This window comes from Saccharothrix carnea (assembly GCF_003014735.1).
Lineage (GTDB): Bacteria > Actinomycetota > Actinomycetes > Mycobacteriales > Pseudonocardiaceae > Actinosynnema > Actinosynnema carneum.
This window is the reverse complement of sequence record NZ_PYAX01000007.1, coordinates 447,700-470,067: the sequence shown is the minus strand read 5'-3', so window position 1 is coordinate 470,067 and position 22,368 is coordinate 447,700. Positions and strand designations below refer to the sequence as shown.

23 protein-coding genes are annotated in these 22,368 nt (G+C 71.7%); 8 read left to right on the top strand and 15 right to left on the bottom strand.

Annotation, left to right across the window (positions count from 1 at the left end; all coding sequences use genetic code 11):
* Window positions 1-44: 44 nt before the first annotated feature.
* From B0I31_RS23285 to B0I31_RS23260, 6 genes are all read right to left on the bottom strand, one after another.
* On the bottom strand, window positions 45-1,487 hold the full coding sequence (locus B0I31_RS23285) for an FAD-dependent oxidoreductase (protein WP_106617456.1): 1,443 nt from the start codon (window positions 1,485-1,487) through the stop codon (window positions 45-47).
* A complete protein-coding gene (locus B0I31_RS23280; protein WP_106617574.1) occupies window positions 1,484-3,457 on the bottom strand; it encodes a molybdopterin oxidoreductase family protein in 1,974 nt (657 codons plus the stop codon). Before B0I31_RS23280 ends, B0I31_RS23285 begins: the two co-directional genes overlap by 4 nt.
* 152 nt (window positions 3,458-3,609) lie before the next feature.
* The gene (locus B0I31_RS23275; RefSeq protein ID WP_245950267.1) at window positions 3,610-4,404 is read right to left on the bottom strand and encodes a TIGR02569 family protein; all 795 of its coding nucleotides are present in this window, start codon (window positions 4,402-4,404) and stop codon (window positions 3,610-3,612) included.
* A 254-nt stretch (window positions 4,405-4,658) separates the two neighbouring features.
* The gene (moeZ, locus tag B0I31_RS23270; RefSeq protein WP_106617454.1) at window positions 4,659-5,831 is read right to left on the bottom strand and encodes an adenylyltransferase/sulfurtransferase MoeZ; all 1,173 of its coding nucleotides are present in this window, start codon (window positions 5,829-5,831) and stop codon (window positions 4,659-4,661) included.
* Window positions 5,832-5,988: 157 nt separating this feature from the next.
* Complete coding sequence (locus tag B0I31_RS23265) at window positions 5,989-7,023, bottom strand: DUF3152 domain-containing protein (protein WP_106617453.1); 1,035 nt, start codon at window positions 7,021-7,023, stop codon at window positions 5,989-5,991.
* A gap of 55 nt (window positions 7,024-7,078) precedes the next feature.
* The gene (locus tag B0I31_RS23260; protein WP_106617573.1) at window positions 7,079-8,062 is read right to left on the bottom strand and encodes an alpha/beta fold hydrolase; all 984 of its coding nucleotides are present in this window, start codon (window positions 8,060-8,062) and stop codon (window positions 7,079-7,081) included.
* Between the two features lie 140 nt (window positions 8,063-8,202).
* On the opposite strand from B0I31_RS23260, the gene B0I31_RS23255 reads away from it, so the two are divergent.
* Window positions 8,203-8,850 carry a TetR/AcrR family transcriptional regulator gene (locus B0I31_RS23255; RefSeq protein ID WP_073896013.1) on the top strand — a complete coding sequence of 216 codons (648 nt, stop codon included), beginning with the start codon at window positions 8,203-8,205 and terminating at the stop codon, window positions 8,848-8,850.
* A gap of 236 nt (window positions 8,851-9,086) precedes the next feature.
* On the opposite strand, the gene B0I31_RS23250 is transcribed toward B0I31_RS23255, so the two are convergent.
* Together B0I31_RS23250 and B0I31_RS23245 are read right to left on the bottom strand one after the other, a co-directional pair.
* Window positions 9,087-10,010 carry an alpha/beta fold hydrolase gene (locus tag B0I31_RS23250; protein ID WP_106617452.1) on the bottom strand — a complete coding sequence of 308 codons (924 nt, stop codon included), beginning with the start codon at window positions 10,008-10,010 and terminating at the stop codon, window positions 9,087-9,089.
* Window positions 10,007-10,906 carry an AurF N-oxygenase family protein gene (locus B0I31_RS23245; protein WP_106617451.1) on the bottom strand — a complete coding sequence of 300 codons (900 nt, stop codon included), beginning with the start codon at window positions 10,904-10,906 and terminating at the stop codon, window positions 10,007-10,009. Before B0I31_RS23245 ends, B0I31_RS23250 begins: the two co-directional genes overlap by 4 nt.
* Window positions 10,907-10,970: 64 nt before the next feature.
* On the opposite strand from B0I31_RS23245, the gene B0I31_RS23240 reads away from it, so the two are divergent.
* Both B0I31_RS23240 and B0I31_RS23235 read left to right on the top strand, forming a co-directional pair.
* Window positions 10,971-11,705, top strand: coding sequence for a TetR/AcrR family transcriptional regulator (locus B0I31_RS23240; RefSeq protein WP_106617450.1), 735 nt, complete (start codon window positions 10,971-10,973; stop codon window positions 11,703-11,705).
* The gene (locus tag B0I31_RS23235; protein ID WP_106617449.1) at window positions 11,705-12,007 is read left to right on the top strand and encodes a DUF4873 domain-containing protein; all 303 of its coding nucleotides are present in this window, start codon (window positions 11,705-11,707) and stop codon (window positions 12,005-12,007) included. The genes B0I31_RS23240 and B0I31_RS23235 overlap by 1 nt, the downstream gene beginning before the upstream one ends.
* A 141-nt stretch (window positions 12,008-12,148) precedes the next feature.
* On the opposite strand, the gene B0I31_RS23230 is transcribed toward B0I31_RS23235, so the two are convergent.
* Entirely contained in the window at window positions 12,149-12,379 is a 231-nt protein-coding gene (locus B0I31_RS23230) for a DUF3107 domain-containing protein (protein WP_106617448.1), read from the bottom strand.
* A gap of 41 nt (window positions 12,380-12,420) precedes the next feature.
* The gene (locus B0I31_RS23225; RefSeq protein ID WP_106617447.1) at window positions 12,421-13,119 is read right to left on the bottom strand and encodes a ferritin-like fold-containing protein; all 699 of its coding nucleotides are present in this window, start codon (window positions 13,117-13,119) and stop codon (window positions 12,421-12,423) included.
* Window positions 13,120-13,473: 354 nt separating this feature from the next.
* Here B0I31_RS23225 and B0I31_RS23220 point away from each other — a divergent pair, with 354 nt between their 5' ends.
* The 4 genes from B0I31_RS23220 to B0I31_RS23205 all read left to right on the top strand — a co-directional run bounded on the left by B0I31_RS23220 (window position 13,474) and on the right by B0I31_RS23205 (window position 18,950).
* The gene (locus tag B0I31_RS23220) at window positions 13,474-15,129 is read left to right on the top strand and encodes a DEAD/DEAH box helicase (RefSeq protein ID WP_181320288.1); all 1,656 of its coding nucleotides are present in this window, start codon (window positions 13,474-13,476) and stop codon (window positions 15,127-15,129) included.
* Window positions 15,130-15,996: 867 nt separating this feature from the next.
* A complete protein-coding gene (locus B0I31_RS23215) occupies window positions 15,997-17,337 on the top strand; it encodes an Rv3212 family protein (protein ID WP_106617446.1) in 1,341 nt (446 codons plus the stop codon).
* 42 nt (window positions 17,338-17,379) lie between these two features.
* Window positions 17,380-18,252: an alpha/beta fold hydrolase gene (locus tag B0I31_RS23210; RefSeq protein WP_106617445.1), complete on the top strand. Its 873-nt coding sequence runs from the start codon at window positions 17,380-17,382 to the stop codon at window positions 18,250-18,252.
* Between the two features lie 221 nt (window positions 18,253-18,473).
* A complete protein-coding gene (locus tag B0I31_RS23205) occupies window positions 18,474-18,950 on the top strand; it encodes a ricin-type beta-trefoil lectin domain protein (protein WP_181320287.1) in 477 nt (158 codons plus the stop codon).
* Between the two features lie 39 nt (window positions 18,951-18,989).
* Here the strand turns inward: B0I31_RS23205 and B0I31_RS23200 are convergent, their stop codons facing one another.
* From B0I31_RS23200 to B0I31_RS40765, 5 genes are read right to left on the bottom strand one after another with little or no spacing between them, the layout of a single operon-like run.
* Window positions 18,990-19,292 carry a hypothetical protein gene (locus B0I31_RS23200; protein ID WP_181320286.1) on the bottom strand — a complete coding sequence of 101 codons (303 nt, stop codon included), beginning with the start codon at window positions 19,290-19,292 and terminating at the stop codon, window positions 18,990-18,992.
* 10 nt (window positions 19,293-19,302) lie between these two features.
* Window positions 19,303-20,142, bottom strand: a complete 840-nt coding sequence (locus B0I31_RS23195) for a RecB family exonuclease (protein ID WP_106617442.1) — start codon at window positions 20,140-20,142, stop codon at window positions 19,303-19,305.
* Between the two features lie 33 nt (window positions 20,143-20,175).
* Window positions 20,176-21,033, bottom strand: a complete 858-nt coding sequence (locus B0I31_RS23190) for a PHP domain-containing protein (protein ID WP_106617441.1) — start codon at window positions 21,031-21,033, stop codon at window positions 20,176-20,178.
* Window positions 21,034-21,047: 14 nt separating this feature from the next.
* Window positions 21,048-21,608, bottom strand: coding sequence for a PH domain-containing protein (locus B0I31_RS23185; RefSeq protein ID WP_106617440.1), 561 nt, complete (start codon window positions 21,606-21,608; stop codon window positions 21,048-21,050).
* A gap of 38 nt (window positions 21,609-21,646) precedes the next feature.
* The gene (locus tag B0I31_RS40765) at window positions 21,647-21,805 is read right to left on the bottom strand and encodes a hypothetical protein (protein ID WP_181320285.1); all 159 of its coding nucleotides are present in this window, start codon (window positions 21,803-21,805) and stop codon (window positions 21,647-21,649) included.
* A gap of 142 nt (window positions 21,806-21,947) precedes the next feature.
* Between B0I31_RS40765 and B0I31_RS23180 the strand changes: the two genes are divergently transcribed.
* Window positions 21,948-22,361: an NUDIX hydrolase gene (locus B0I31_RS23180; RefSeq protein WP_106617571.1), complete on the top strand. Its 414-nt coding sequence runs from the start codon at window positions 21,948-21,950 to the stop codon at window positions 22,359-22,361.
* The last annotated feature ends 7 nt before the right edge of the window (window positions 22,362-22,368 follow it).

Genomic DNA, 22,368 nt, shown 5'->3' with positions numbered 1-22,368 from the left:
CCCGACGTTCGGACAGGTGTCGTCGGCGGCAACTCCTCTGCACATCACGCGGACTGGGGCTGTGAGGCCGCGAGCCAGTCGACGATCCCGCACACCGCGTCCTTGCAGCCTCCGCAGCCGGTGCTCGCGCGCGTGACCTCGGCGATCGAGGACAGCGTCGTGGCGCCCGCGCGCCAGGCGCTGACCAGCTGGCCCTTGCTGACCGTGTTGCACCGGCACACCACCGCGGACGCGGGCAGGTCGGCGGGGCTGGCCTCGTTCTCGGCGGGCAGCGCGCGGCCCAGCAGCAGCGCGAGCCTGTCCGTCGGCGCGGGCAGGCCGCGGTCGAACAGCTGGGTGATGGCCGCCGCCGCGTCCGGGGCGCCGAGCACGATCGCGCCGGTGACCTTGTCGTCGCGCAGCACGAGCTTGGCGTACCGGCCGCGGGCCGGGTCCTGGAAGCACAGCACCTCGTCGTCGGGCGAGTCGACGCCCACGTGCACGTCACCCAACGCGGCCAGGTCGACGTCACGGGCCTTGAGCCTGGTCACGACCGTGGTGCCCGCGTACCGGGCGGCGGGCGCGACGCCGGTGAGCCGGTCGGCCAGCACGGCGGCCTGCTCCCACGCGGGCTGGACCAGGCCGGACACCGTGCCGACGTGCTGGGCGCAGTCGCCGATGGCGTGCACCCTGGGGTCGGAGGTGCGCAGCGCGTCGTCCACGAGGATGCCCCGGTCGACCTCGATGCCCGCCTCGTCGGCGAGGCTCGTCTCCGCGCGCACGCCCGCCGACACGACGACCAGGTCCGCGGGGACGTGCGTGCCGTCGTTCAGCTCCAGCCCTTCGCCGGGCGTGTACTTCGTGGCCAGCACGCCGAGCCGGAACTCGATGCCCAGGCCCTCCAACGTGGTCGCCAGCACCCGGCCCGCGCCCGCGTCGAGCTGCCGTTCCATCAGGTGCCCGACCGGGTGGACCACGGTGACCAGGCAGCCTCGCCCGGCCAGGCCGCGCGCGGCCTCCAGCCCGAGCAGCCCGCCGCCGAGCACCGCGACCGGCGTCCCCGGCGAGGCGTGGTCCACGATCCGGGCGCAGTCGTCCAGCGAGCGGAACGCCACCGCACCGGGCGCCAGGACGCCGTTGCCGTCGAGCAGCCCCGGTGTCGGCGGCACCCACGACCGGGCACCGGTGGCCAGCACCAGCGAGTCGTACGGCACCTCCTGGTCGCCCACGTGCACCACCCGCCGGGTCCGGTCGATCTTGCTGACCGACCCGCCCAGCCGCAGGTCCACGTGGTGCTTCGGGGCCCAGTCCGGGTCGTGCAGCCGCACGGCCTCGGGTGTCAGCGACCCGGCGACCACGCTGGACAGCAGCACCCGGTTGTACGCGGGGTGCGCCTCGTCGCCCAGCACGGTCACCGAGACCCGTTCCGCCTTCGGGTCGCGGCGGCGGATCTCGTCGGCCAACCGGGCACCGGCCATGCCGTAGCCCACGATGACAACGTTCCTCATACCGACTCCAATCGGACCGCGCACACCTTGAACTCGGGCATCCGGCTGGTCGGGTCCAGCACCGGGTTGGTCAGCAGGTTGGCCCGGCCCTCGCCCGCGTAGTGGAAGGGCAGGAACACCACGTCGATCCGCATCGACGGCACGCAGCGCACCCGCGCCACCGTCCGCCCGCGGCGCGAGACCACGGCGGCCATCCCGCCGTTGGCCAGGCCGGCGCGGGTCGCGGTGTCCGGGTGGACCTCCACGTACGCCTCGGGCTCGGCCCGGTTCAGCTCGGGCACCAGCCGGGTCTGCGCGCCGGACTGGTAGTGCTGCAGCACCCGACCGGTGGTGGCCTGCAACGGGTAGTCGTCGTCCGGCATCTCGACGGGCCCCCGGTGCTCGACGGGGACGAACCTCGCCCGCCCGTCCGGGTGGGCGAACCGGTCGAGGAAGGGCCGCGGCGTGCTCTCCTGGACGACGGGCCAGTGCAGGGCTTCCCCCTGGCGCAGGCGCTCGTAGGTCACGCCCGAGTAGTCCGCGGCACCGCCCTTGGAGGCCTGGCGGAGTTCCTCGAACACCACCTCGGGTTCGGTCGGGAAGCGCTCGGCCGGTTGGCCCAACCGGGTGGCCAGTCCCCGCAGCACGTCCAGGTCGCTGCGCACGCCTTCGGGCGGGGTCACGGCGACCTGGCGCAGGAGGATGCGGCCTTCGAGGTTGGTCATCGTGCCGCTCTCCTCGGCCCACTGCGTGATCGGCAGCACGACGTCGGCGACGGCGGCGGTCTCGGACAGCACCAGGTCGGCGACGACCAGCAGGTCCAGTGCCTTGAGCCGGTCGGCGACGTGCTGCGAGCGGGGTGCGGAGACGATCACGTTGCTGCCGAACACCAGCAGCGCCTTGGGTCCGTTCGGCTGGCCGAGGGCGTCCAGGAGCTCGTAGGCGGAACGGCCCGGCCCGGGCAGGTCGTCCACGCCCCACACGTTCATGATGTGCTCGCGGGCCGCCGGGTCGTCGATCTTGCGGTAGCCGGGGAGCTGGTCGGCCTTCTGGCCGTGCTCGCGCCCGCCCTGGCCGTTGCCCTGGCCGGTGAGGCAGCCGTAGCCCGAGCACTCGCGGCCGGGCAGGCCCAGCGCGAGGGCCAGGTTGATCCACGCCGAGACGGTGTCCGCGCCGCTGGCGTGCTGCTCCGTGCCGCGACCGGTGAGGATGAAGGCGTTGTGCGCCTCGGCCAGGATGCGGACGGCGGCGCGCTGGTCGGCCACGGGCACGCCGGTGACGCGCTCGACCCGTTCCGGCCACCAGGTCGCGGCGATCCGCCAGGCCTCGTCGAAGCCGGTGGTGCGCTCGGCCAGGTACTCCTTGTCCAGGTGACCGTCCGCCACGGCCGTGTGCAGCAGGCCGAGGGCGAGGGCGAGGTCCGTGCCGGGCGCGGGCTGCAGGTGCAGCGTGGCCTGCTCCGCCGTGGGCGTGCGCCGCGGGTCGATGACGATCAGCTCGGCGTTCTTCAGGTGCTGCACGAACGGCGGCATCGTCTCCGCCGGGTTGCCGCCGACCAGCAGGATCGCGTCCGCGCGGTCGAGGTCGGTGACCGGGAACGGCATGCCGCGGTCCAGGCCGAACGCCTTCATCCCGGCGGCGGCGGCGCTCGACATGCAGAAGCGGCCGTTGTAGTCGATCTGGGAGGTGCCCAGCGCGACCCGGGCGAACTTGCCCAGCAGGTAGGACTTCTCGTTGGTCAGGCCGCCACCGCCGAACACGCCGACCGAGTCGGGGCCGTGGGTGTCGCGCAGGGCCTTGAGCTTGGCCGCGATCAGGTCGAGGGCTTCGTCCCAGGTGGCCGGGTGCAGTTCGCCGTCACGGCGGACCAGGGGCGTGGTCAGGCGGGCGGGCGAGGTCAGCAGCTCGGCCGACGTCCAGCCCTTCTGGCACAGCCCACCGCGGTTGGTCGGGAACTCGCGCGGCGACACCTTGCCGTTGGTGATCGACATGGCGCACTGCAGCGCGCAGTACGGGCAGTGCGTGTCGACGCTCGCGGAGGCGGTCACGAGCCTGACGGTAAGAAGCGGCTGTTAACGACAGAACGCGGATTGTTTCGTCCACGCGAACTTGCCTGCTCGTGGTTGGCGCGGAGCGGGTGAGGTCACAGGGAATCGAGGACGAGTGCGGCCGTTCGCTCCAGCCCGACGAGAGATTGTCTGCTCGAACGGGGGTGCAGGGCGTGGACTGCGAGGCGGAACAGGGTTGCCCGCAGGAGGATTTGCGGCCAGTCGTCCAGGTGGGACCAGCGCTGGAGGAGGCCGTGATCCGCGCCACCCCAGGACAGGGCGTCCACGACGACCACGGCGGCACCGTAGGGCGCGGGCCGCCAGTAGGCGACGAAGTCGATGATCGCGGGTGCCGCGTCGCCGGCGAAGAGGACGGTGCCGAACAGGTCGCCGTGCACGACCTGGGGCTTGAGCGTGACCGGCTTGCGGTAGGCCGCGCACTGCTCGAACAACCGGCCGCCCAGGTCGGGGTCCAGTTCGGCCTTCTCCTCGTCCCACGCGCAGCGGTCGGCCGTGGCGAACAGGTCGGTGCGGGCGTCGAGGAAGCGGGGCTTCGGCAGGTCGGCGGTGGCGCGGTGGAGCTTGACGGCCACGTCCACCACCTCGTCGTGCCTCGGTTCGGCCCGGCCGGAGAGGTACTTGGTCGCCGCCCAGCCGCCGACGACGTAACGGCCGTCCGTGGAACGCAGAGGGCGGGCGACGCGCAGGTTCTCGACGTCGAGCGCGTCGAGGGTCTTGGCGACCCAGGTGGCCTCGGCCGGCTTGCCGGCGGGCCGGATGGCCGCGTCGCCGCACCTCCACACCGGGCCGCCGTCGATCAGCTCCGGCTCGGCGTCGCGCGCGCCGAACGCGGCGCGCACGTGCGACGGTGGCGGCTCCGGAGTGGTCACGGCCGGCACGCTACCTGGAGCGGGGCTCGCGTTGGTGGACGTGAGGGGTTCGAACACGTGGTGTCCACGCATTCGGCGTAACCGCATTATTGCGGTCTCAGCGGGAACGCGCTGGCTGTGACCTATGACACCAGTTGTCCACAGGCCCGCGCCTGCCCACCGCCCGCTGTCGGTCCCACCTGGCAAAATCAAAGCAGGGGTCCCCATGGCGGGGACCCCTGCGAAGCGTCGGTCCGCAGCCGGCTCGGCGGCGATCAGTAGGTCGGCAGCGAGGGGTCGACCTCGCGGGCCCACGCGAGCACGCCGCCGCCCACGTGCACGGCGTCCTTGAACCCGGCCTGGTGCAGCACGGCCAGCGCCTCCGCCGAGCGCGCGCCCGACTTGCAGTGCAGCACGACCTGCTTGTCCTGCGGCAGCTCCGCGAACGCCTCGCCCGACAGGATGCGGTCCTTCGGGATCAGCACCGAGCCCGGGATCTTCACGATCTCGTACTCGTGCGGCTCGCGGACGTCCACCAGCAGGAAGTCCTCGCCGCTGTCCTGCTTCTGCTTCAGCTCCAGCGGCGTGATCGTGTTGCCCGCGGCGGCCTGCTGGGCGTCGTCGGACACGACACCGCAGAACGCCTCGTAGTCGATCAGCTCGGTGATCTTCGGGCTCTCCGGGTCCTTGCGGATCTTGATGGTCCGGTAGGACATGTCCAGGGCGTCGTAGACCATGAGGCGGCCGAGCAGCGGGTCGCCGATGCCGGTCAGCAGCTTGATCGCCTCGGTCACCATGACCGACCCGATCGACGCGCACAGCACGCCCAGCACGCCACCCTCCGCGCACGACGGCACCATGCCGGGCGGCGGCGGCTCGGGGTAGAGGTCGCGGTAGTTCAGGCCCTGGCCGTTGGGCGCGTCCTCCCAGAACACGCTGACCTGGCCCTCGAACCGGAAGATCGAGCCCCACACGTACGGCTTGCCCAGCAGCACGGCCGCGTCGTTGACCAGGTACCGGGTGGCGAAGTTGTCCGTGCCGTCCAGGATGAGGTCGTAGTCGCGGAAGATGTCGAGCGCGTTCTCCGAGTTCAGGTGGGTCTGGTGCAGCACCACCTTCACGAACGGGTTGATCTCGGCGACCGAGTCCCGCGCCGACTCGGCCTTCGGCTTGCCGATGTCCGACTGGCCGTGGATGACCTGGCGCTGGAGGTTCGACTCGTCGACGACGTCGAAGTCGACCACGCCCAGCGTGCCGACGCCCGCCGCCGCGAGGTAGAGCAGGGCCGGGCTGCCCAGCCCACCGGCTCCGACGACCAGGACCTTCGCGTTCTTCAGCCGCTTCTGCCCGTCGACCCCGACGTCCGGGATGATCAGGTGGCGGCTGTAGCGCGCTACTTCTTCCTTGGTCAGCTCCGCTGCGGGCTCCACGAGCGGCGGAAGCGCCATCTGAGTCCTCCTCGACGAAACATGTCCTGTACCGACGGACAACACCAGCCTGCCCGTCCGTCTTCCCGGATGGGAAGTCGTCCCAAGGCTCGGGACGCAACCTCCGCGCCCGTCACCGGGCACTCCTACCCGCCGCGAGGTCGCGCCGATGGCACTGTCACTGCGGCGCCACCGGGAACGGGTTGGGTGTGCACACCAGGCCGTTGGCCTCCACCGCGTACCGGTTGGAGGAGTCGACGGAGTTGAGCTGGGCGACGTAGTCGTTGGCCACGCCGAACGACTGCTGCATCATCACCGGCGCGGCCTTGCCGTTCTCCTTGCAGCCCTCGTGCGGGTTCTTCAGCACGTGGCCCACCTCGTGGTTGATCGCGTAGGTCCGGTACGCGCTCAGGTCGCTGCCGTAGACCTTGCCGCCGCGCACCCACCGCGCGGTGTTGATGACGACCCGCTTGGAGAGGTTGTGCCAGCACGACGACTCGAACTGGATCTGGAACCCGCACATGGCGTGCGTGGTGCTGGTGGTGGTCAAGCTCACGGTGAAGTCGACCGGTTCGGCGTCGACGCGCTGCATGGTCACCTGGCCGGTGCCGATCCAGCTGCGCGGGTCGGCCAGGATGCCGTCGACCGTCCGGGCGAACGCCTCGCGGTCGCCGTTGTAGTCGGCGGGCTCGACGCCGTCCTCGATGGCGATCGCGTACCGGTAGAGCTTGCCGCCCGTGCCCGCGGGCTGCGTGGTGCCCGGGATCACGGCGAACGTGCCCGCGCCCTGCTCGGAGAACTTCGGCCCGTCCGGCAGCTGCGCGGTGGGGAAGTTCTTCAGGTCGATCTCGACCGGCGGCTTCTCGGTCGCCTCGGGCGGGCCGGTGGTGGTCGGCGGTGCGGACGCGCCGGTGCCCGGGTCGGCCGGGTTCGTCTCCCCGCCGGCGATCGTCGACGGCGCCGCGGTGTCCAGCACGACCAGCGCGGTGAGCACGAGCAGCACCGGGATGGCGTAGATCCGCCACCCGTACCCCGCGATCAGGCCTTTCACGCCCCGGCGCCGCTTGCGACGCCGGTGACCGGTCGGTTCCCAAGACGCGGCCAGCGGCTCCGCGCCGGTGCGGCGGGTACCGCGGCGGTAGCGGTCCTCGGACAACGGCCGACCATCGTGGGACGGCGCCGTGTCACGCGCGCCCTGCGACGTCCGGTTCACGGCGACCAGGGTGCCACAACCGCACCCGGATGGCGGATTCCAGGTGACCTGTGCGTCACCACTGGTTCCTCTCGACCGCCTCCCACATGCCCACCACCGCGCGTGCCACCGACACCGGCCGTTCCATCTGCGCCACGTGCCCGGTCCGGGGCAGCACGAGCAGCCGCCCGCGCGGGATCAGCCGGGCCACGCGCGGCGCCTTGCGCACGCTCACCAGCCGGTCCTCGGTACCCCACACGACCAGCGTGGGCGCGCTGATCTTCGGCGGGAGCAGCCACATCGACTTCGACCTCGGCACCAGCCACGACCGGATCAGGTCGATCGTGCTGGCGCTGAGCGCGTTGCCCGCCCACGCCTGCGCCGACCGCTCGCTGTACTCCTCCTCGCTCTGCTCGATCCGGTTCGCCGGCACCGAGCGGGGGTCGGCGAAGCACAGCCGCAGCATCTGGTGCGTCCGCTCACGCGGCGTCACCGTGGCGAGCTGCTCGCGCACCCGCGGGCCGATGACCGGCAGGAACGCCAGCGGCAGCCGCCGGTCCGACACCCGGCGCAGGCTCACCCGCAGGTCCGGCACGGCGGGTGACACCAGGGTCAGCGTGCGGACCAGGTCCGGCCGGGAGGCCGCGACCATCAACGTGATCGCGCCGCCCATGGAGTTGCCGAACAGGTGCACGGGACCGTCGTCGAGCGACTCGATGTACTCGGTGACCACCCGCGCGTGCGTGGCCATCCGGAAGTCGTAGCCGTCGATCGGCTCCGAGCGGCCGAACCCGGGCAGGTCCAGCGCGTGGCCCTCGACGTGCTCGCGCAGCTGCGCGGCGAGGTCGGTCCAGTTGGTCGCCGAGCCACCGAGTCCGTGCACGTAGACGGCCTTGGAGTCGGCCGGTCCGGCGGTGCGGCGGACGTGCATGCGGTGCCCGCCGACCTCGACGTAGTCACCAGGCCACGGCTGGATCGTTGTGTCCAGCGGAGGTAGCGGCGCGGTGGACAGGGGCACGTGGGTGATGGCGGTTCTGCGCGCCTCCAGCGTCTCGGTCACCACCCCAGGATGCCTGTCCGGGCGTCCTACGAAACGAGAAGCTTTGCGGGAACGCTGCTACCAGCGAGTAAGGTTGCCGGCGAGCCGGAAGGGCAACCCCTTTCCCGGTTCCGCGAAGTGATTGGTTGGCTGGAGGCACCATGACGGAGACGGCCCAGACTGCGGTCGGGCACCACAGCGGCGCTGCGGGGCGGGGTGTACGGCTCCCGCGCACCGCTCGACGTGCCCAGTTGCTGGCCGCGGCGCAGGACGTGTTCGTGACCAACGGCTACCACGCCGCCGCGATGGACGAGATCGCCGAGCGCGCGGGAGTCAGCAAGCCGGTCCTCTACCAGCACTTCCCCGGCAAGCTCGAGCTCTACCTGGCGCTGCTGGAGTCCCACGTGGACGAGCTGGTGAACCGCGTGCGCGGCGCGCTGGCGTCCACGACGGACAACAAGCAGCGGGTGAAGGCCGCGGTCGCCGCGTTCTACGACTTCGTGGACGGCGAGGGCCAGGCGTTCCGGATGGTGTTCGAGTCGGACCTGCGCGGCGAGCCCGCCGTGGCGCGCGCGGTGGAGCGGGCGACGACGGACAGCGTGGAAGCCATCACCGACACCATCACCGCCGACGCGGGCCTGGACGAGCACCGCGCCCGGCTGCTGGCCGTCGGCCTGGTGGGGTTGTCGCAGGTCACGGCACGTTCCTGGCTCGCCGACGACCGGAAGCTGGCGAAGGAAGACGCGGTCGCCCTGATCTCGAACCTCGCCTGGCGGGGCATCGGCGGCGGCTTCCCGCTTCAGCACTGAGGGCAGCGCTGAGAGCCGGACCGGACTGAGCACAGTGCAGGACTGAGCACAGGCAGGACTGGGCACGGTGCCGGTGAGGGCCGCCCCCGACAGCGGCCCTCACCGGCGATCACCACCGCGCCGAGTTGTCCACAGGTCGCTGTGGTCGCGCGGAGATTGTCGGTGCTTGCCGGCAGGATCAAAGCAAGGGTTCCCCTTCGGCGGGGGACGCTTGCTCCGGCTCGGCCTCCGGCAGCTCAGGTGCCGCGCGCGGCCTCGCCGACCGGCCGGAAGCAGGTCGATACGACCCCGGCGATGTGCGCGGTGACGTCGTCCGCCCTCTCCAAGGGCAGCATGTGGCCCGCGCCGAGGTAGATCACCAGCTCGGCGTGCGGCAGCTCGTCGGCCAGCACGCGGGCGTGCCGCAGCGGGGTGAGCCGGTCCTCCGCGCCCGCCAGCACCACCGCCCGGATGCCCGCCAGCCCGGCCAGCGCCTTGCGCCGGTCGTGCTCGTCGAGCGAGTCGCGGAACCCGACCATGCTCACCGGGTGGCACCGGCCGACCATCCCGGCCGTCATCACGACGTGCCGCCACGACGGCCGCTTGCCGAACAGCAGCCACCGCAGCCCCGGCCTGGCCACCTCGGTGCGCTTGAGCAGCTCGGCCCGCCGCAACCGCGCGATCCGCCGGTTGACCGCCTTCTCCCCCGCCACGAACGCCCGGCCGAGCGGTCCGGGCAGGCCCAGCGTCGAGCCGGCGAGTTCACCCGAAGAGGTGGCGACCAGGACGACGCCGGCGACGCGGTCGAGCAGCGAGGGGTGCTGCTCGGCCAACGCCATGATCGTCATGCCGCCCATCGAGTGCCCGGCCAGCACCAGCCGCCCGGTCGGCACCCAGGCCGCGACCAGCTCGGCCAGGTCGTCCGCGCACCGGGCGATCGTGGCCGTCCCGGCCGGCGCGGGCGCCGAGCCGCCGTGACCGCGGTGGTCGTACCGCAGCACGCGCCCCGGCAGCCCGGCCGCGACCGCGTCCCACGACGTGTGGTCCAACGTCCAGCCGTGCAGCAGCACGGTCGTCACGTCGGAGTCACGCGGCCCGGTGTCGACGACGTGCAACGCCGTGCCGTCCGAGGTCACGAACCGCTGGTCGGACTCCCGCGGCGCGGCCACCCGGGCCCTCATCCGAGCAGGAACGACCGGCGCCAAGCCCGCATTCCCGGCTTGCCGACCAGACCGACCTCGTCCAGGAACTTCATGATCCGCTCGCCGGACCAGCGGATGCTCTCCTGCCAGTGCGGGTTGCCCAGCGCCGCCTTGTGCGCCTGCTCCTTGTCCAGCCCCACGGCCGCGTACACCTCCGGGTTGATCAGCGACCGGGTGATGAACATGGACGTGGTCGCGATCAGCCACCGCTGGTAGGGCAGCTCCTTCTTGGTCAGCTTCTCCATCCCGCGCACGACCTCCTCGCGCGCGAACCGGACGTGCCTGGCCTCTTCGAGCACGTGGATCCGGTTGACCATGCGCACCAGCGGCTGCACGGTCTCGTCGGCCATCGTCTCGCGCTGCAACCGGTCCAGGATCTCCTCGGCGACCAGGATCGACCCGTACAGCGCGGGCCCGTAGCCGACCACCGGCAGCAGCTTGCCCAGCTGGTAGGTGTACTGGCGGGGGCCGTAGGGCGGGCAGCCGATCGCCTCGACCATCCGGGCGAACATCGTCGAGTGCCGGCACTCGTCGGCGACCTCGGTCAGCGCGTACTGCGCGTGCTTGGTCGTCGGGTCCGAGCGGTAGACCTCCTTGAGCAGCATCTGCATGAGCAGGATCTCGAACCACAGCCCGACGCTGGCGACGCTGGCCACCTCGTGCCGGGACAGGTCGATGCGCTGCTCCGGGCTCATCTGGTCCCACAGCTCGGTGCCGTACAGCGAGCACCGGTGCTCCGGCGTGAACCGCAGGCCGTCGACCAGAGGCGCGGACCAGTCGATGTCGACCTCAGGGTCGTAGAACTTGTCGGCCGAGGAGTTGAGCAGACGCTCGGCGGTCTTCTCTCGATCCGCGACCTTCAAGGTCCTCGTCATCGGGTCCCTCCCCGGGAGTTATCTGTTACTTGAGGTAACGGTTACTTCTGGTAGCGTGCGTCACATGGCTCGAACTGTCAAGGGCGGCACGGACGCCCGCCGGGAACGGTGGAAGGGGCACCGCGAGGCGCGGCGCGCCGAGTTCGTGGAAGCGACCATCCGCGCCGTCGCCAAGCACGGCCCGGACGTGGGCATGGACGAGATCGCCGCCGAGGCGGGCGTCAGCAAGCCGGTGCTCTACCGGCACTTCGCCGACAAGTCCGACCTCTACCTCGCCGTGGGCCGGCGCGGCACCGAGATGCTGATGGACAAGATGGGGCCCGCGATCGAGCACGACGGCCCGATCCGGCAGCGCATCAAGCGCATCGTGGACGCCTACCTGTCGGTGATCGAGGAGCACCCGAACCTGTACCGGTTCGTGGTGCGCAAGTCGTTCACCGACCGGCCGGTCGAGCAGGACGTGGTCAGCGAGGACAAGGAGCTGATCGCGGCGGCCCTGGCCCGGCTGCTCGGCGACTACCTGCGCGCGTTCGACATGGACTCCGGCGGTGCCGAGCCGTGGGCGCACGCGCTGGTCGGCATGGTGCAGAACGCGGGCGACTGGTGGCTGGACCGGCAGTCGATGACACGGGCGAGCCTGAGCGACTACCTGACCACGATCATCTGGCACGCCATCGACGGCCTGCTCCGCTCCGCGGGCGTGGAACTCGACCCGGACGCGCCGCTGACCAGCGATTTCCCCGCAGCGGACCTGCCCGAAGGCCCCCACCTGCGGGTCGTCGACGTCGAGGAGGCGTGATGAGCGAGGAACACGAGCACGACGAAGAGGGCTACACCGGCGCGGCCGTGCTGGTGTTCGACGAGCGGGAGGTGCCGGTGAGCGTGGAGCTGCGCGGCTACTTCCAGCCCATCGACGGCCGCTACCACTGGTACGGCCGGGTCGGCGCGAACGAGCAGGTCACCGAGCTGGTGGAGGGCGGTGCGCGGACCGCGCTGCTGCGCACACCCGACGGCTCGGCGACCGGGTCGCTCACCGACCCCGACCCCTGGCGGCGCTACCGCGTGGCCGGCACCTCCACGCCGCCGTTCGCGGTCGGCTGACCAGGGGCTCGACAAACGCGAGAAGGGGCACCCGATCGGGTGCCCCTTCTGGTGTCCGGTGGCCCGGAGAACGCTCGTTCGGCCGGTGCGCCGCGCGGACGGTCGATCCCGTCGACCGCGCGGTTCTCGGCCCTCCGCCGCTCAGTCGCCGGAGACGAACCCGACGCGGCGCGAGTCGCTCGGACCGATCTCCACGTACGCGATGCGCGACGCCGGCACCAAGTAGCGGGCGCCCTTCTGGTCGACCAGCACGAGCTGCCCGGTGCCGGCCTTCAGCGCGTCCGCGACCTGCGCCTCGACCTCCTCGGGGGTGAGCCCGCTGGACACCACGAGCTCCCGCGGGCTGTCCGCGATCCCGACCCTGACCTCCACGCTGACCTCCGTGCGGCGTTGATGGCTTTCGAACACCAACCCTAGCCGAGCCCGAGCGCCGTCATGCGCCGCGTGTGGCTCTGCTGGAGCCGCCGGAACAGCGCCGCGATGCCCGCCAGGTCGCCCGAGCCGCGCACGATCAGCTCCGCGAGCCCGTCCCGCTCCGCCACCACGTACTGGGCCTGCGTCAATGCCTCGCCGAGCAGTCGGCGACCCCACAACGTGAGCCGGTCTCGCAGCGTCGGGTCGTCGTCGCAGGCGGCCCGGACTTCGCGCTCGGCGAACGCCGAGTGGCCCGTGTCGGCCAGCACCGCGAGCACCAGCTGCTTGGTCGGCTCGTCCAGCCACTCCGCGACCTCGCGGTAGAAGTCGGCCGCCAGGGCGTCGCCGACGTAGGCCTTCACCAGCGACTCCAGCCAGCTGCGCGGCGCCGTGGAGGCGTGGAACCCGTCGAAACCCGCGGCGAACGGCCGCATGGCTTCCTCGAGCGAGTGGCCGCGCTCGGCCAGGTAGCGCTCCAGCAGCCCGTAGTGGCCGATCTCGGCCGCCGCCATCCGCGACAACGCGGCGCGCCCGGCCAGCGTGGGCGCGGTCCGGGCGTCCTCGGCGAGCCGGTCGAACGCCGACAGCTCGCCGTACGCGAGGGCGCCGAGCAGGTCCACCACACCCTCTGCCACCTGGTCTCCGTCACCCACCGCCACCGACTGACCCACCGCCGCATCCACTCCCGGGTCGCTCATGCCACGGAGCCTAGCCGGGTGTCGTTGACAACACCCCAGGCACGCGAAACCGCACTCGAGGCCGCGAACCAGCCCGATCGGCCTAGTCGCCGGGTAGACTCGACAGACGACGCCCGGCGCGGCGCGGCCCAGTGGGGGCTCGCTAGCGGTGCCGAAGGCTGAACTGCGGCGGCACCGTGCCGCCAGGAGAGGGTGCGCGCACACACCTCGCTGGCCCTCCCGCGACCCGCCCGGCCCCTTGCGGTGGCCCGAGTGGCGGTGACGCGGTCGAGCGGCCCGTACAGGCCGTGGCGCGCTGGTACGAGAGAGGCGATCACCCTGACCGCGACGAACGAAGAGACCCACATCGACCCGGTGGCCTTGGAGCACAGCGAGGCGGGTGTCCCGGAAGACGACACCTCGCACCCGCTCGTCGCCGACGCCCCGGTCAAACCCGATTCGCCCACGTTCGGCGAGCTGGGGGTGCGCGAGGAGATCGTGCGCTCCCTGGCCGAGGCGGGCATCCACCGCACGTTCGCCATCCAGGAGCTGACCCTGCCGCTGGCGCTGGCCGGCGACGACGTCATCGGCCAGGCCCGCACGGGCACCGGCAAGACGCTGGGCTTCGGCATCCCGCTGCTCCAGCGCATCGTGACGCCGGGTGACGGCACGCCGCAGGCGCTCGTCGTCGTGCCGACGCGCGAGCTGTGCCTGCAGGTCACCCACGACCTGACCGACGCGGCGAAGCACCTCAACGTGCGCGTGCTGGCCATCTACGGCGGCCGGCCGTACGAGCCGCAGATCGCGGCGCTGCGCAAGGGCGTCGACGTGGTCGTCGGCACGCCGGGCCGGTTGCTCGACCTGGCCGAGCAGCGCCACCTGGTGCTCGGCAAGGTGCGCGGGCTCGTGCTGGACGAGGCCGACGAGATGCTCGACCTCGGGTTCCTGCCCGACATCGAGCGGATCCTGCGGATGGTGCCCGACGAGCGGCAGACCATGCTGTTCTCGGCGACCATGCCGGGGCCGATCATCACGCTGGCGCGCACGTTCCTCAACCAACCCACGCACGTGCGTGCCGAGGAGAACGACGCGGGCGCGATCCACGAGCGCACCGAGCAGTTCGTCTACCGGGCGCACGCGCTGGACAAGTCGGAGCTGCTGGCGCGGGCGTTGCAGGCCCGTGAGCGCGGCCTGTCGATGGTCTTCACCCGGACCAAGCGCACCGCCCAGAAGGTGGCGGACGACCTGGTCGAACGCGGTTTCGCCGCGGCGGCCGTGCACGGCGACCTCGGCCAGGGTGCGCGTGAGCAGGCCCTGCGGGCGTTCCGCTCGGGCAAGATCGACGTGCTGGTGGCGACCGACGTGGCCGCCCGCGGCATCGACGTCGAGGGCGTCACGCACGTGATCAACTACCAGTGCCCGGAGGACGAGAAGACCTACGTGCACCGCATCGGCCGCACGGGTCGGGCGGGTCGCACGGGTGTCGCGGTCACGCTGGTGGACTGGGACGAGATGCCCCGGTGGAAGCTGATCAGCGACACGCTCGACCTGGGCAAGCCGGAGCCGGTGGAGACGTACTCGACGTCCGACCACCTGTTCGCCGAGTTGGACATCCCGGCGGGCTCGACCGGCCGGCTGCCGCTGGGCCTGCGCACCCGCGCGGGCCTGGGCGCCGAGCCGGAGGAGAACCTCAAGGGCGAGAAGAAGACCCGCAAACGCCGCCGCAGCGGCCGCGCGGGTGCCGACAGCGCCCAGCCGACCGAACCCGGCACCGGCACCGCCGGCTCGGGTTCCGGCTCGAACTCCGGCCCCGGCGAGGAGGGCGGCACGCGCCCACGTCGCCGCCGCCGCAGCCGCGCCGGCGTCAGCGCGGGCGAGAACGGCACGACGACCGAGGGATCCTCCGAGGTCACCGCGGGCGCACCGGCCAAGGAGTCGACGGCCGCGTCAGCCGAGGGCGAACGCCCCCGCCGCCGCCGGCGCCGCCGCACGGGCGGCAGCGAAACCCCGGACTCCACCCCGGCCGACTAGGGAACAATCGCGGTGGGCAGCGCCTCTGCACCAGCGCTGCCCGGCCCGCCCAAACCCAATCGGGTGAACATGACCCGAAAATGTACGGAAACACTGTTACCGCACCTCGGTTAGAATCGAGGAGCCGCCGAACCACCCCGGCACCCCGGAAACCCTCCAGGCGACCGGGCCGCCAGACCACCGGACCGAACACCAGCCCCCAGCCCGCCCACGCCAGGGCCGCCATCCACGGAACGCGGCCCGGCATGGACGGCAAGGACCGACCACACCGCCCGCCCCATGGCGCGCCACGGAACGGCCCAAGCCGCGCCCAACGTGACGCGCCGCAGCGACCCGCGCCGCAGCGACGGACCGGGTCGAGACGGGCCGGCGGGGGTCGCCGGGTCGCCGGGTCGGCCAGCCAGGCGGGTCGCCGGCTCGGCCAGCCCGGATCGGGCGGGATGAGCAAGCGGGACGAATCGGCCAGGCTGGCGGGCTGGAGCGGGCGGGCTCGACAGGCAGGTCGGATGGGCGCGCCGGATCGGGGCGAGCTGGATCGGGCCGCGGGATCGGGCCGCGGGATCGAATCGCGAGATCGGGTCGGCCAGGCCGGAGCGGGCCGGTTCGATCAAGCGGGCAAGGTCGGCCGGGCCGGGGTTGGATCAGCCGGGGCGGATCGGGTGGACTGGACCGGTTGGCTCGGCTGTTGAGCGCGCTACGTTTGAGCGTCGAGCCGCCGGCCGACACGGCGCGAAAGGGTCTCGGCTCGGGGTTGCGGGACGCCGCTGTGAACGGAACCTGCTGCCGCCTCACACCGACCTCTTCCCGGTGGTGGCAGCATGTCGCCAGACCGAACGCGATAGATCACCGACCATCGGGAGCCGGGCAGTGGGCCAGCCGGAGCAGGCGGAGTCGAACGGGCAGGTCGTGCTGGACGAGGAAGACGTCCTGGCGGAGGCCGGCGAAGCCCAGGGCGAGCCGCGGGACGACGACGCAGTCGAGCCATTCGAGCCGCTGCCGGCGAGGTCGTGGCGCACGAAGGGCGACTTCATCGGCGTGGCGCTGGTCGTGGTCGCGGTGCTCGTCGCCAGCCTGGTGCTGTGGCTGACCAGCGACGCCCGCAACACGATCAGCCAGACGGGTCCGTCCGAGGTCACCCCGTTGCAACCCGTCACCGCGATGCCGCCAACGCTCTCCGAGATCTGGCGCGCCCCCAGCGGGGCGACCCCCGTTCCGGTGAACCTCGACTCGGTCGTCGTCACCGGCGACGGCGGTGAGGTCGTCGGCCGGGACGCGTTCACCGGCGACGTCCGCTGGCGCTACGCCCGCGACCTGCCCCTGTGCACCGTCTCCACGGCCTGGGGCCGCATCTTCGCGGTGCACCGCAAGGACACCAACTGCTCCGAGGTCACCACCCTTGAGAACGCCTCCGGCAAGCGCGGCCCGCAGCGCAACGGCGACGCCGAGTTCGGCACCCGACTGCTCAACGAGGGCTCGCACGTCCTCACCACCGGCGGCACGTACGTCGAGGTCTACCGCCGCGACGACCTGGTCCGCTCGCTCGAGTACGGCGCCCTGCGCGCCATCGTGAACCCGAACAAGCAGCCGCGCACCGGCTGCACCTACCACTCGTTCGCGGTCACCGCCGGCAAGATCGCGATGATCGAGCGCTGCCCCGCCCTCGACCCGTCCGACCGCCTCACGATCCTCAAGCCCAACCCCGAGAAGTCCGACGAGCCGCAGGTCATCAGCAGCACGGTGACCGGCGAGAACGGCGCCCGCGTCATCGCCGTCACCGCCAACCGGGTCGCGCTGGCCGTGCCGGGCCGGATCGTGGTGTTCGACTCCGAGACCGGCGCCGCGGTCGCCGACCACCAGGTCGACGTCACCGCCGACGAGCTCGCGGGCGACCCGCCCGGACGGGTGGCGTCGACGTTCACCAGCACCGCGAACACCTACTGGTTCACCGGGTCGAAGACGGTGGCGCTGTCACTGGCCGACCTGAACCCGCTGTGGACCGCGAACGACACCCTCGGCGCGGGCACCACGCTCGCCGGTCGGCTGCTGCTGCCGGTCGAGGACGGGCTGAAGGTGCTCGACCAGGTCTCCGGCCAGGAAGTCGCGGCGATCCCGGTCGACCGCGGCGACCACACCGGCCCGGTCGAGATGGCCACCGAGGGTCCCGTCGTGCTGGAGCAGCGCGGCGGCACGCTCGTCGCACTGCGGTAACGCGCCACGCACCCGCGCGGCCGGTGCGGCAGACTGCCAGACGTGCACTCGCAGTTCAGCCCGCACCGGGCGCAACGCGTGGACCTGCCCGGCAGGCACGGCCCGATCGCGGCCCTGCACGCCCCCGCCGCGGGCCGCGACCTGGGCGCCACCGCGCTGCTCGTCCCCGGTTACACGGGGTCCAAAGAGGACTTCGCGCCGCTGGTCGACCCGATCGCCGACGCCGGGGTTGAAGTCGTGGCGATCGACCTGCCCGGCCAGTACGAGTCGCCGGGCCCGCTGGTCGAATCCGACTACCGGCCCGAGGTGCTGGGCTCGGCGGTGGCCGAACTGGTCGCGAAACTGGCCGCCGAGGGCAGGCGCGTGCTGCTGCTCGGCCACTCGTTCGGTGGCCTGGTGGCCCGCGGCGCGGTGCTGGCCGGTGCGCCGGTGGCCGGGTTGACGCTCATGGCGTCCGGCCCGTCCGAGCTGCCGCCGGGCGAGCGCCGCACCGCCCTGGACTACGGCGAGATCGTGCTGCGCGAGCAGGGCGTCGAGGCGTCGCAGCAGGTCAACGAGACCCGCCAGGCGCTCAACCCGCGCTGGCGGGTGATCCCCCAGGACCTGAAGGACTTCTACCGCGAGCGGTTCGTGCGGTCGTCGCCGGTCGGGCTGCTGGGCATGGGCGAGGCGTTGCGCACCGAGCCGGACCTGGTCGCCAAGCTGGCCCGCGTCCTGCGCACGACGGGCATCCCGTGCCTGGTGGTGTGCGGCGAGTTCGACGACGCCTGGTCGGCGGCGAGCCAGCGCGACATGGCCGAACGCCTGGACGCCGACTTCGCCGTGCTGTCGGGCGTGATGCACAACCCGAACACCGAGGCCCCGGACGCCCTGCTGGCCACGCTCCTGCCGACGTGGCGCGCCTGGCTCTCCTGACAACGCCCGCAGCGACCCGCCTTCCCGGTCACCCCCCGGAACGACCGCACCGCGCACGGTGGAGTGTCTCCCGCGCCGTGTGCGTGACGGGCGCGACGCACGGCCGAACCGGACCGGGTCGTTTACCGCCACCATCGGTGTTTCCGCTGGTCGCGGGCACCTTCCGGCGCTTCTACTTAACGGTGCACCCGAACAAGACGGACACCGGAAGGACCATGGGAATGACACTCGCACGAATCCTCACGGCCATCGTCGCGGCCGCCTCGGCGCTGCTCGTCGCGCCGATCTCCAACGCCGCCCCGGAGCCGGACCGGTGGGTGCTCGAGAGCGTCGCCGTGCCGAACGACGTGTGGGACCAGACCAACTGGGCCTGGGACCCGGAATACCCGATCATCCCCCACCCCAGGCACGACGGGGACAACCAGAAGTGGTACATCTCCGACGACGGCACGATCAGGAACGTGCAGTACAACGGGTGGTGCGCCACCTCGGTCGGCGGCAAGCTGGCCGGCCGGCCCTGCGACGGCTCCGACAGCCAGCGGTGGGACGGCACTTCCTACGACGGCTACTACTCGTGGCTGTTCGAGCTGCGGGGCACCGATGACTGCGTCACGCACAACGGCACGTACAAGGAACTGATCCTGACGTCGTGCAACCCCGGCCGGTTCGACCAGCGCTGGATCATCCACAAGGCCTAGCCCGGCACGCGTCGGCCGGACCCGTCCGGCCGACGCGCCTCAGGCCCACCAGAAGAACCACAGCGTCGACGCCACCAGCAGCACGACCGCCAGGCCGCACAACGCCACCACCCAGCCCCGGCGGCGGTCCGCGACGACCTGGGCCACCACGGCGGCCGCGGCCGCGACGACGTGGCCGACCACCACGTCGAACCCCGGTCCGGGCAGGTCGCGGGTGCCCGCGTAGACCTGCACGCCGATCATCGCCAGCGCCAGCAGCACCAAGCCGACGGCGAGCGCGCCGCTGACGCCGCGCCACAGCCTCGCCAGGCGTGGTTCGGGTCCGCTGTCCACCATCGTCACGCGGCCAACTCTACGGCGCGAGCAACGCCCACGGATCGAGGGACGGCGCCGCCCGCTGACCTTCGGGGCACGACCGGCGGAAGTCGCACCACGTGCACTGGTTGCCGGTGCGCGGCGGGAACAGGATCTCCGGGTCGCCGCCCGCTTCCAGCGTGTCGGTGGCCAGCCGCAGCTCGTCCGCCGCCTCCTCGGCCCGCGACACGTGCCGGCCCAGGCTCTCCTCGGTGTGCTCCCACACCGACACCGTGCCCGTGGGCAGGTGGTGCAGCTCCACCCGGTGGCACGGCTTGCGCAACGTGCGCCGCGCCGCCAGCGCGTACAGGGCCAACGCCTGCGAGCCGCGCGCGTCGTCCACGGTGAGCGCGTGCCGCCCGGTCTTGTAGTCCACGATCACCAGTTCGCCGTCGCGCAGGTCGATCCGGTCGACCCGGCCCTCGGCGACGATCTTGGACGTGGGCGTGGACACCCAGCGCTCGATGCCGACCGGTTCGATCGAGGTGTCCAGCTCGCTGACGTAGTCGCGGACCCACCCGACCGCCCGGTCCCGGTACACGGCGGCCTGCTCGGCGTCCCGGAAGCCGTCGTTCTTCCACTGCCGGTGCAGCAGCGCCACCGCCTGCTCGGGGGTGCGGCGCTCGGCGGGCAGGTCGAACAACGCCTTCAGCGCGTTGTGCACGACCGCGCCCAGGGTGTTGTGCGCCCACGCCCCACCGCGCGGCGGCGACGGCCGGTCGAGGTAGGCCATGCGAAAGCGACGCGGGCAGTCGGCCCACGTGGCGAGCTTCGCCGGCGTCACCCGCACCAGCTTCTTCGGCATCGCGCCGAAGTCGAACCCAAGCTGCTCCTGCACGGGTTCAAGCTACCCATCCGGTACGACAGTCCTTCACCCGACGAGGATCTTGCACCCGGTTGCCCGATCGGCCAAGGCGTCCAGCACCTCCGGCGACGTCGTCTCCGCGCCGAGCCGCACGGTCTTGTTCGTGCCGTGGTAGTCGCTGGAACCGGTGGTCAGCAGGCCGAGCTCCCCCGCGAGGCCGCGCAGCCGCGCCCGCGTCCCCTGGTCGTGGTCGGGGTGGTCGACCTCGACGCCGGCCAGGCCCAACGCGGCCAGGTCGGCCACCACCTGGTCGGTCACGATCGGCCCGCGCGAGGTCGCGAAGGGGTGCGCCAGCACCGTCACCCCGCCCGCCTCGGTGATCATCTCGATCGCCCGCGCCACGGGCGTGTCGGTGCGCGGCACGTAGTACCGGCCGCCGGTCAGGTAGCGGGCGAACGCCTCGTCCACGGTGGCCACGACACCCGCCCGGATCAGCGCCATGGCGAGGTGGGGACGCCCGGCGGGCGCGTCGGCAGGCATGGCCGCCATCAGCTCGTCGGGGTCGATGGGGAACCCGTCGGCGACCATCCGCTCGGCCATCCGGCGCAGTCGGTGCCGTCGTTCCAGGCGCAGCCGCAGCTGCTCCTCGACCAGCGCGGGCGAGGTGTGGTCGTACAGGTAGGCGAGCAGGTGGACGGTGATGACCCGGCCCCGGCCGTCGTCGGAGGCACAGGACAGCTCGGCGCCGCGCACCAGCTTCAAGCCGGGTGGCAGCGCGTTGGCCGCCTCCGCCCAGCCTGCTGCGGTGTCGTGGTCGGTGAGCGCGACCGCGGTCAAGCCGGTGGCGGCCGCGGCCGCCACCAACTCCGCGGGCGTGTCGGTGCCGTCGGACTCGGTCGAGTGGGTGTGCAGGTCGATGCGCACCCACCCAGTCTGAACTACGGCACCATCTTCTTGCCGCGCGCCGCCCGCTGCGCCTTGATCATCGAGAAGCGCTCGGCCTGCGCCTTCTTGTCACCGAAGGTCAACTCCGAGATGGCGTCGTAGACCTCCTCGGGGTTGGGCAGGTACTCGATCCGGTTGAGGGCCTGGATCTGACCCGCCGACTCCACGACCAGGGTGCCGAAGCCGAACATGCGCCCGAGCACCGAACGCTCGTAGGTGAGGTCGGTGACCTTGCTGATCGGCATCATGGCGACCTTGGTCTCGAAGACCCCCGAGGAGATCATGAACCTCTTGTCGGTGACGACGATGCGCTCCACCCACCACTCCATGACGAAGTAGGCCAGCCTGAGCAGCACGAACAGCGAGGCGTACCAGAGGATGTTCTGGATGATGCCCGCGTTGTCGGGCAGCAGGTACGAGATCATCATCGCGCCGGCCAGCAGTGCGCCCGCCTCGACGAGATCCCAGAGCAGACTGCTCCAGTGCCTGCGGACCCGGATGACCCGACGCTCCGTGGGGAGCAGGTACTCGTCGGGGTCCCGTGGTGCGAACATGCTTCGACCTCTCGCCGTGGGGGGAGGAGCCGGTCGACTCAGAACAATTGTTTCACGAAGGTGATGAGCGCCTCAGCGGCATCCCGCAGCGTGCCCAGGATGTTCTGCACCAGCTGAGCCGCCTGCTGTGGCTCCGCGATGAGGAAGAACAGGACCAAGCCGACCCCGGCGAAAGTGAGAATCTTCTTCAGATTCACGGTGATCAACCCCGTTCGCTACCGCACCCGTATGGCGCCAGTGAAAACCGTTGTACCGCACTCCGCGACACGTCGGGAGATTTGTACCGCACTTGGGTCAGCGTGCTGCACCGCCAACCCGGTGTGACTACGCTTGGTGATCGTGACGGCCGAACGTGAGCTCCGGATCCGCTGTGTCGGCGGCATCGCGCACAACCCGGACGGGCGACTGCTACTCGTGAGAAGGGCCAATCCGCCAGGTGAGGGACTGTGGTCGTTACCGGGTGGCCGAGTCGAACCCGACGAGTCGGACGAAACCGCACTTATGCGGGAACTTCGCGAAGAAACGGGACTCTCCGTGACCGTCGGCGCCTTGATCGGCACGGTCACCCGACCGGCGCCACGCGGTCTCTACGAGATCCACGACTACGCCTGCCAGGTGCGATCCGGCGTCCTCAGACCGGGCGACGACGCTTCGGACGCGCGGTGGGCCGATGCTGCGATCTTGGCCACACTCCCACTGACCGAGATGCTCCACGACACCCTCGCGGCCTGGGGCCAACTCCCCCGGTCGTGATCGTCAT